Below are 8583 nucleotides of genomic sequence, written 5' to 3' on the forward strand. Positions count from 1 at the left end.
GCGACGATCGTCCGCCCCGCCGCGAGGTCGGGCGCGATCTGCGGCAGAATCGATGCCACGTACTCGTAGGACAGACCGTGGAAGCCGTACCGGCGCACGCCCGCCTCGTAGTACTCCCACGGGAGCGCGTACAGATCGGCCAGCAGGGGATGATCCCGATGGAAAGCGGTGTCGAAACACGCGACCTGCGGCAGATCTCGCCGCCAGGCTCGCACTGCCCGGATCGCGGCCAGGTTCTGCGGCTGGTGCAGGGGCGCCAGCGGCACGAGGGCCTCGATCTGCCGGTAGACGTCATCGTCGACCAGCGTCGGCCGCGTGAAGACGGTCCCGCCGTGGACGACGCGATGTCCGACCGCAGCGAGGGCATCATCGCCGCGGTGCTCACGAAGCCAGCCGACCACGAGGCCGATCGCATCCTCGGGCGTACGCGCTTCGCTCGCGGTGAGATCGCGAGCGATCCCACCGCCGCCGGCGCGGTCCACGGTGAGACGCGGCTGCGTTCCGAGGCCCTCGACTTCGCCGTGAGCGCGCGGCGGCGCCAGCACGTCGCGGCCATCGGCGTCGAAGAGCGCGAACTTCAGACTCGACGAGCCCGCGTTGAGAACCAGGATCGAGCCGCGGGTCATGTTTGCTCCTACATACCCCGCGCGACTACCGGCGGCTCGCCCCCACGAGCCCCCGCCCCGTGACGATCGGCAGATCCAGCGGCCCCAGGATCGCCGGCGCCGCCGCGCACACCGCCGGGATCGCGTGCACGACCCGCCCCGCCGCCGTCGCGTTCCCCGCATCCGCGGGGCTTCCGCTCTCCGCCTCGAGTGTGATCGTCGCCTCGAACCTCGGATCGCCTTCGACGACGACGCCGTAGCTGCCGCGCCGCCCGTCGGGCGAGCGTGGCCAGTCGGGCGCGATGTCGTCCACGATGCGCGTCACGTGCTCGACGACGAGGAGCGGCCGTCCGCCGACGATGCCCTGCACCTCGAAGCGGAACGCGCCCTGCGTGCCCTGCTCGAAGATGCCCATGCCGGGGACGTCGACGGTCTTCTCGAGCGGCCGGCGTTCGACCACGTGGCGGATCTCGTCGAGCACGAGACCCAGGCCGTCGGCGAGAACGCGGATCATCGCGCCCCACACCATGTCGAGGGCGAACGGCATCAGCATCGGCGGCGTCTCGTCGAGCGAGCGGCCGAAACCGATGAGATTGCGGACGGCGTCGGGCTGGTCGTACGTCGCGTAGTTGAAGATCTCGCGGGCGCGGATGGCGTCGATTCGGCCCGCGACGCCCGACATCACGAGCGGGAGGAGGTCGACGGCCCAGCCGGGATCGATGCCGGACACGAAGACCGACGTCCGACCTTCACGGCACGCCGCGAGCACGCGATCGCGCAGATCCTCCGGCGCCGACGGCGGATGGAGGAGCCCGTAGATGGCCGTCGACACGACGTTGGCGCCCGACGCGAGGCACCGCACCACGTCGTCGATGGCTTCGGCCGGACGGAAGTCGCCGCTCGCGGTGTACACGATGGCGTCGGGACGGAGTGCGAGCGCCGCGTCCGCGTCGTCCGTCGCCGCGACGCCGACCGGCGCGATCCCCGCGAGCTCGCCCGCGTCCTTCCCGACCTTCGCCGGGTTCGACACGATCACGCCGACCAGCTCGAGCCTGCGATTCGCGACGACGGCGCGGATCGCCGGTTTGCCGACGTTGCCCGTTCCCCAGACGACGACCCGATGCGGCACGCGGACCTCAACTCCCGGTGATCGAGACCTTGATCGAGCCGCTCGTCTTGTCGGCGGCGGTCTTGAACGCCTCGTCGACCTTCGCGAGCGGGTAGCGATGCGTCACCATGGTCGAGCCGAGACGATCGCCGTGCCGCCGCAGGAGATCCACGACGACGTCGAAGTCGGCGCGGCTCGCGGTGCGGTTGTAAACGAACGAGCCCTTGATCGTGAGCTCCTTGATCACCGTGAAGATGGCCGGGAAGGCCACCGCCTTGGTGTAGACGCCGAGAAGACAGATCGAGCCGCCCGGCCGACACGTCGCGACGGCCGTGTCGAGCGTGGTCGCGCTGCCGCCGACCGACTCGACGACGAGGTCGACCGGGTTGTCGGCTGCGAACGCCATGAGGGCACCCTCGTCCGTGTCGTCGAAGACGCGATCGGCGCCGAGCGCGAGCGCGGCCTTCTTCTGCTGCGGGCGCCGCGCGGTCACCAGGATCTCGCCGGCGCCGCCGGCGCGGGCCGCGACGATCGCCATGAGACCGATCGTCCCCGCGCCGAGCACGAGCACGCGCTGCCCGATCTCGAGCCCCGAGATGCGGACGCCGTGCACCGCGACGCCGAGCGGCTCGGAGAGCGCCGCCGTCGCGAAGTCCATGTCGACGACGGCGAAGCAGTGCCGCGCCGGGATCTTCAGATACTCCGCGTAGCCACCCGGAATCGTCATGCCGACGATCCCGATGCGCGTGCAGAAGTGGTAGTTGCCGGTGATGCAGTGGCGGCACTCGCCGCACGACGCGATGCCCTCGACCGAGACGCGGTCGCCTTCCTTGAGGGACGTGACGCCCGAGCCCGCCATCGCGACCGTGCCGGCGATCTCGTGGCCCGGACACACCTGCGGGATCATCATCTGATCGTGGTACCAGTGGAGATCCGAGCCGCAGATCCCGCAGGCGCCGATCCTGAGGATCACGTCGCCGGCGCCGGGCGTCGGCCGCTCGGTCTCCTCGACGACGAGCTTGCCCGGCCCGCGGGCGAACGCTGCACGCATGGTCGCCATCACCACCCCGTGTGATTGCGCATGATCGCGTCGCGCACGCGCGCGGCGAGCGCGTCGCGATCGTCGTAGCCGAGCCCCGTCGTCGGAATCGGCGGCTCGATGAAGATGTCGACGTCGCCCGGCACGACGGTGAGCTGGCTCCCGCGCGGCATGAGCCGCCGCGTGCCGCGGCAGCACACGGGCACGATCGGTAGCCCGGTCGCGACCGCGAGCACGAACGCGCCTTTCTTGAAGTCGCGCAGGCGGCCGTCGCGGCTGCGCGTCCCCTCGGGGAAGATCACGATCGACGAGGCGTCCTCGTGCGCCGCGCGATTCAGGATCTGGATCGACTGCTCGCTCGCGTCGCGATCGATGGGGATCATGCCGAGCGTGTCGAGCACGCCGCCCACGATCGCGTGGCGCCAGAGCTCGCGCTTGGCCGCGAAGCGCGTCGCGCCGGGGAGGTGTCCCAGGAGCGCCAGGATGTCGAGATGGCTCTGGTGGTTCGGTGCGTAGATGAACGGCCCGCCGTGCTCCACGTGCTCGAGCCCGTGCATGGTCGTGCGCACGCCGAGCATCCACTCGAGATCACGCGCGCGTCCCTTCGCGAACGACCACGCGAGCTGCCGGCTCCCCGTCGCGCGGTGGATCGCGATCGCCGCCGCCGCCATGCTCACCATCATCCCGCGGAAGAGATGCGGCGAGAACGCGACCCGAAGCCCCCTCGCGTCCACCTCCTCCTGCGCAATGGTCGACGTTTCGGCGGCAGGCGCGGACCGAGGCATGCCGTCGTCTAGCAGCTTCCCCCGGAGGGCGCGACCCACCAACGCGCGTCAGCCCTCGGGGCGCGTACCTGCGCTGTCGCGCCGGCTTCGCCGGCCGCGACATGCCGATCGGGCGTGCCACAAACGCGACGCCCTCGCGTTCTCCCCCGACCCAAGACGAAGTCTTGGGTCGGATATCCTAATCGTCCGTCGCGTCGCAGGGCCCGATGCAGAACTGCTCGACGTCGCCGCCCGTCCGCAGGAACTGATCGATCTGCTGCTGGATGTGCGTGCGCGCCCGCATGGACCCGTGCGCCGTGTTGTCCGCCGGCGGGATGTTCCCGAGCGGCAGCGCCGGATAGAAGCCGTTCCACTCGACCATCGCCGACGTCGAGAGCGGCGCGGCGAACTCCGGGATGTCGAAGAAGTGGTGGATCACCGGGGTCACCTGCGCGATGCCCATCGAGCGCACCATGATCTCGGTCGCGATGTTCGACACCTCAGCGTCGCCCGTCGACATGTGGATCAGCACCTGGTGCGCCGGCGTGCCGGGGAGCGGGTTCGAGATGGTGTGGTGGTACCAGCCGTTCGGCTCGGACTTGTCCCAGAGCTGCTGGATGATCGGGTAGACGAAGGCGCGATCGAGGTCGTTCGGGTAGAACGTGCGCAGCAAGAGGAAGTACGGCTCGAAGTCGACGCTGCGCTGGAGCAGCGTCGAGAAGTTCGCCGCCGGCACGCCGAGGACGCCGCGCGTGACCTCGGTCGAGAGCGCCATGACGGTGCCGCCGAGAATGCCGCCCTGGCTGTTGCCGTAGTAGAAGACCTCCGACGGGTCGATGGTCGGCACGCCGCCGTAGATGAAGTTCGGATCCGCGGCGAGACCGTCGGGCGCCCCGAGGAGGTGCCCCAAGACGAGCTGGTTCAGGATCCCCTGGTGGAGGCGTTCGGAGAGCTGCCGGAAGTTCGTCAGGTCGGGCGTGATCGAGAAGAGGATCGCGGCCGTGTCGGCCGCCGACATGCCCTGCCAGTCGGTCGCGACCACGACGAAGCCATACGTCTGTGCGAGGTTCCGCAGGTGTGACGCCGTCACCTCGCCCGCGCCCGAGCCGAGGAGTCCGTGCCCGTAGAAGAGCGGGCGGCCGGTCGCCGGCCCGGTCGAGAGGCTGCACGGGATGATCGCGGTGAACGGCGCGTGCACGACGCCGTTCTGCTGCGGCGTATCGGTCGCCGGGTTGATGTTCAGCACCGAGCCCACGCCGTCGAACGTCGTGTAGAGCGGCACGTCGAAGGTGCCGCTCACGCGGCGGCAGATCTGGCCGGGGTTCGGGTTCTCGACCACGCTCGTCACGGTGTACGCGGGCGCGTTCGGACCCAGCTGCGTGAACGTCTCGTCGCGCATGTGGAGGAGCCAGTGCTCGAGCGCGAAGTCGCTGGCGGTATGGAAATCCCACGCGAGGATCAGGTTCGAGCGGGCGACGCCGGCGGCGGTGAGACGGCTGAAGATGTTCTCGAACGCCGGGCGGCGCGGGTCGATCAGGTGGTTGCCCGTCGGCATGTTGTCGCGCAGCGCCGCGAACCCCGGCTCCGCCGGGATCGGAGCGCCGCCGACGGCGACCAGGTTTCGCATCGCGATGATGTAGTGGCCGTTGTTCTTGAGACGCCGGCCCGGCCGCACGATGACCGCCTGGTACGGCGGCGCGATCTGGCCGTTCGGCCCGATGCTGACGTCGACCTCGGCGAAGTGCTCGATCACCTCACCCGTGTCGTAGTCGAGCAGGATCGTCGGGCTGGTCGCCGTGTTGAGCGACGCCGGATAGTTCTGCCACGACACGAGGCCCGAGAGGACGGGATCCACGCCCTGGGCGAAGTTCGCCATCATCATGGTGCCGGGGCTGAAGCCGTCGAGCTGGGCGTTCCACTGCGTGGGATCGATGCGGACGCCGTTGTTGTTGGTCGGCATCGCGAGCAGCGGATAGGCGAGGCGCTTGCCCGTGTGGGTCGTCACGTCGTCGCGCTCGAACCACGTCGACGGATACGGCATCAGGCAGTGCCCGCTCGACGTGTTGAGGAGCTCGCAGCCGGAGCGGATGCCGCAGAGCTGCGTGTCGGTGCTCTTCTGGCACTTGAGGGTGCCGTTCGGAAGCAGCGAGCAGGGAGCGCCGCAGTGGCGCACGCACGCCGTTCCCGAGGTGAGCACCATGCGGAAGACGCCGCCCGGAGGCGTCGCGATGGCGGGACCCAGCTTGCGCTTCACGGTGATGCGTCGGTCGCCCGTCTTGAGCGGCGCGATCTTCACGAGCGTGATGCCGCCCTGCGCCCCGGTGTTGTCGACGTAGCGCAGCTGGCCGCTCGGCAGCGTCATGAAGCCCGTGTTCGGCAGCGTCGCGGTGAAGAACGCGTTGCTGGGATCGGCCTCCGGCTCGGTCCACAGGTCGAGCGTGAGGCCGCTCGTGGCCGGGTCGAAGCCCGCCGGCAGCGCGAAGGTGCCGACGAAGCGCATCTGCGTCCGCCCGGGATTGAACTTCACCTTCGAGACCGTTCCCGAGCCGCACGAGTACGGGTTTTCCGCCTGCGCCCCCACCGCGCCGAGCAGGAGGATTCCAGCCAGCAGCACACGTGTCCGCATATGCGGCGGACGCTACCACGGCGGGCCTCGCCCGCGTCAACTCGAAAATTGCGGGATTTCGGTCGCGAACGTCGTCCCGTCGAGCACGATGACGGGATGGACGGTGCCCGCGTCGAGCTGCGTCACGGCCGCCGGCCCGACGAGGAGCCCGGCGCCCGCGGCGAGCGACGAGAGGATCCCCGAGCCCTGCGCTGCGCCGGCGACCGCGACCCATTCGTCGCCTTTGCGCGCGAGGCGCACGCGCACGAACTCGGTCAGGTTCGTCGCCTTCTTCACGGGCGCGGCGAGGCGGGCGCGCACCACGGGCTGGTGGATCGCACGATGTCCGGCGAGCTTTCTGAGTGCCGGCCACACGTACACCTCGAAGCAGACGAGGGCGGAGACGGGGTTGCCGGGCAGGCCATAGAGCAGCCGGTCGCCGAGCCGTCCGAAGGTGAGCGGCTTCCCCGGCTTTTGCGCGACGCGCCAGAACAGGCGCTTCACGCCGACCGCGTCCAGAGCCTCCTTCACGAAGTCGAACTCGCCGACCGACACGCCGCCGGTCGAGAGCACGACGTCGGCGTTCGCCATCGCCTCTTCGAAGCGGGCCCGGATGTCCTCGAAGCGATCGCGGGCGATCGGCAGCACGGTGGGCGTTCCCCCGGCCCGCGCGACGGCGGCCGCGAGCACGTAGGCGTTGCTGTTCACGACCTGCGCGGGTCCCGGCGTCTGATCGATCTCCACCAGCTCGGCGCCGGTCGACACGATCGCCACCCGGGGCCGGCGATGCGCGAGCACCGTGCCGACACCGATCGACGCCAGGACTCCGAGATCGGCCGGCCCGATGAGCGTGCCCCGCGCGAGCACGATCTGCCCCGGCGTGATGTCCTCGCCGCGCGGGCGGACGTTCGCCCCCGCCTTCACCGGCACGCGGATCGTCACGACGCCGTCCCCCGTCTCGGTGTCCTCGACGCGAACCACGGTGTCGGCGCCGTCGGGAACGACGCCGCCGGTGAAGATCTTGACGGCCGTGCCCGGCGCGACGCGCTCGGTGAGGAGCGAGCCCGCCGGCACCGTACCCACGATGCGGAGCCGCGCCGGCGCCGTCGCGACGTCGCTCGCGTGCACCGCGAAGCCGTCCATCGCCGAGTTGTCGGCGCCGGGCACCGCGCGGTTGGAGATGACGTCCTCGGCCGCGACGCATCCCAGCGCCTCGGCGAGCGGCAGCCGGGATGCGCCCAGCACCGGCGTCGCGTCCAGGATGGTCGAGATCGCCTCAACGACCGAGATCACGCGCCCGGGTTAGCGCGCGCGGCGTCGCGACTCAACGCCGCTGGACACGCCGGACGACGGGCGCTACGGGGCGCTCATGCCGATGCCCCGCGATCGCATCGCCCGCCTGCGCGGACTGCGCTTCCACCTGCTCGACTGGGGCACGGACGGCGCGCCGCCCGTCCTCTTGTTGCACGGCGCGGCGCAGACGGCGCACAGCTTCGACGAGGTGGCGCCGGAGCTGGCGCGCGACCATCACGTCGTGTGCCTGGACCAGCGCGGCCACGGCGACACCGACTGGGCGCCGCGCTACCTGCGCGAGGACTTCACCGGCGACATCGAGGCCGTCCTCGACCACCTCGGCTGGCGCGAGGCGACCCTGGTCGCGATGAGCCTCGGCGGCCTCAACGCGATGGCGTTCGCCGCGGCCCGGCCGGAACGCGTGCGCGGGCTGGTCGTGGTCGACGTCGTGCCGTCGGTCGCGCCCGAGGGGCGCGACGCGATCGCGAAGCAGCTCTCGGTGCACGAGTTCCCGTCGCTCGACGACGCGGTCGCTTCGGCACACGCGTTCAACCCGCGCCGCACGATCGAGAACATCCGCGAGCGGCTCGCCCACGCGATGCGCGAGTGGCCCGACGGCAAGTGGCGCTACAAGTTCGACCCGGGCATGGCCGCCGGCGCGGCCGACATGGAGCGCCTGTGGGCCGACGTCCGTCGCATCCGCTGCCCCACCCTGCTCGTGCGCGGCGCCGAGAGCCCGATCCTGACCAAGGCGAACGCCGATCGCTTCCTCGCCGAGGTTCGCGGCAGCGCGACGGCCGACGTCGAGGGCGCCGGCCACTCGGTCATGGGCGACAACCCGGCCGGGTTCCTCGCCGCCGTCAGGCCGTTCCTTCGTCGCTGGGGTCTCTGAGCGCGTCGCGGACGAGGCGTCGCAGCACGGCGATCGTCCGCTCGACCGACAGGCCGAGCTCCCGCACCTCGCCGGCGGCGAGCGCGTCGCAGGTGCGCTCGAGCGTGAAGAGCAGCACCGCGTCGTCTTCGGGCGAATGCCGCGCGACGCCGTGGCGCTTGCGGAGGTCGGCGAGCATCTCGAGCTGACGGACGCGTTGCCGCCGGTAGGCGCGGCGCACGGCGGTATCGGTGCCCACGAGCCCCAGCAGGCTCACGCGCAGGGTGCGCCAGCGGCG

Annotated in this window: 8 protein-coding genes; 1 reads left to right on the plus strand and 7 read right to left on the minus strand. The window is 70.9% G+C overall.

Features of this window, described 5'->3' with window-relative positions:
• From VMS22_16285 to glp, 6 genes are all read right to left on the minus strand, one after another.
• Nucleotides 1–626 (minus strand): acetate kinase (locus VMS22_16285; GenBank protein HXJ35591.1); only part of this gene is annotated, 626 nt, incomplete at its 3' end.
• Nucleotides 627–651: 25 nt separating this feature from the next.
• On the minus strand, nt 652–1734 hold the full coding sequence (locus tag VMS22_16290; GenBank protein HXJ35592.1) for a dihydrodipicolinate reductase: 1083 nt from the start codon (nt 1732–1734) through the stop codon (nt 652–654).
• A 7-nt stretch (nt 1735–1741) separates the two neighbouring features.
• Nucleotides 1742–2773 (minus strand): alcohol dehydrogenase catalytic domain-containing protein, encoded by a 1032-nt coding sequence (locus tag VMS22_16295; GenBank protein ID HXJ35593.1) that lies wholly within the window; start codon nt 2771–2773, stop codon nt 1742–1744.
• Nucleotides 2773–3537, minus strand: coding sequence for a lysophospholipid acyltransferase family protein (locus VMS22_16300; protein ID HXJ35594.1), 765 nt, complete (start codon nt 3535–3537; stop codon nt 2773–2775). The genes VMS22_16295 and VMS22_16300 overlap by 1 nt, the downstream gene beginning before the upstream one ends.
• A 178-nt stretch (nt 3538–3715) precedes the next feature.
• Nucleotides 3716–6142 carry a hypothetical protein gene (locus tag VMS22_16305; GenBank protein HXJ35595.1) on the minus strand — a complete coding sequence of 809 codons (2427 nt, stop codon included), beginning with the start codon at nt 6140–6142 and terminating at the stop codon, nt 3716–3718.
• Nucleotides 6143–6178: 36 nt separating this feature from the next.
• Complete coding sequence (glp, locus tag VMS22_16310) at nt 6179–7414, minus strand: gephyrin-like molybdotransferase Glp (GenBank protein ID HXJ35596.1); 1236 nt, start codon at nt 7412–7414, stop codon at nt 6179–6181.
• A 76-nt stretch (nt 7415–7490) separates the two neighbouring features.
• Here glp and VMS22_16315 point away from each other — a divergent pair, with 76 nt between their 5' ends.
• Nucleotides 7491–8306, plus strand: coding sequence for an alpha/beta hydrolase (locus VMS22_16315; protein HXJ35597.1), 816 nt, complete (start codon nt 7491–7493; stop codon nt 8304–8306).
• Here the strand turns inward: VMS22_16315 and VMS22_16320 are convergent.
• Nucleotides 8275–8583: hypothetical protein (locus tag VMS22_16320; protein HXJ35598.1), on the minus strand; the 309-nt coding region annotated here is incomplete at its 5' end. The two genes, VMS22_16315 and VMS22_16320, sit on opposite strands and share 32 nt — an antisense overlap.

The organism is Candidatus Eisenbacteria bacterium, from assembly GCA_035577985.1.
GTDB lineage: Bacteria > Desulfobacterota > Binatia > DP-6 > DP-6 > DATJZY01.

Bases quoted from the DNA above. Each gene is read 5' to 3' on its own strand.
- VMS22_16300 (HXJ35594.1), bottom strand. From the start codon at position 3,537: ATGCCTCGGTCCGCGCCTGCCGCCGAAACGTCGACCATTGCGCAGGAG.
- VMS22_16295 (HXJ35593.1), bottom strand. From the start codon at position 2,773: ATGGCGACCATGCGTGCAGCGTTCGCCCGCGGGCCGGGCAAGCTCGTC.
- VMS22_16315 (HXJ35597.1), top strand. From the start codon at position 7,491: ATGCCGATGCCCCGCGATCGCATCGCCCGCCTGCGCGGACTGCGCTTC.
- VMS22_16305 (HXJ35595.1), bottom strand. From the start codon at position 6,142: ATGCGGACACGTGTGCTGCTGGCTGGAATCCTCCTGCTCGGCGCGGTG.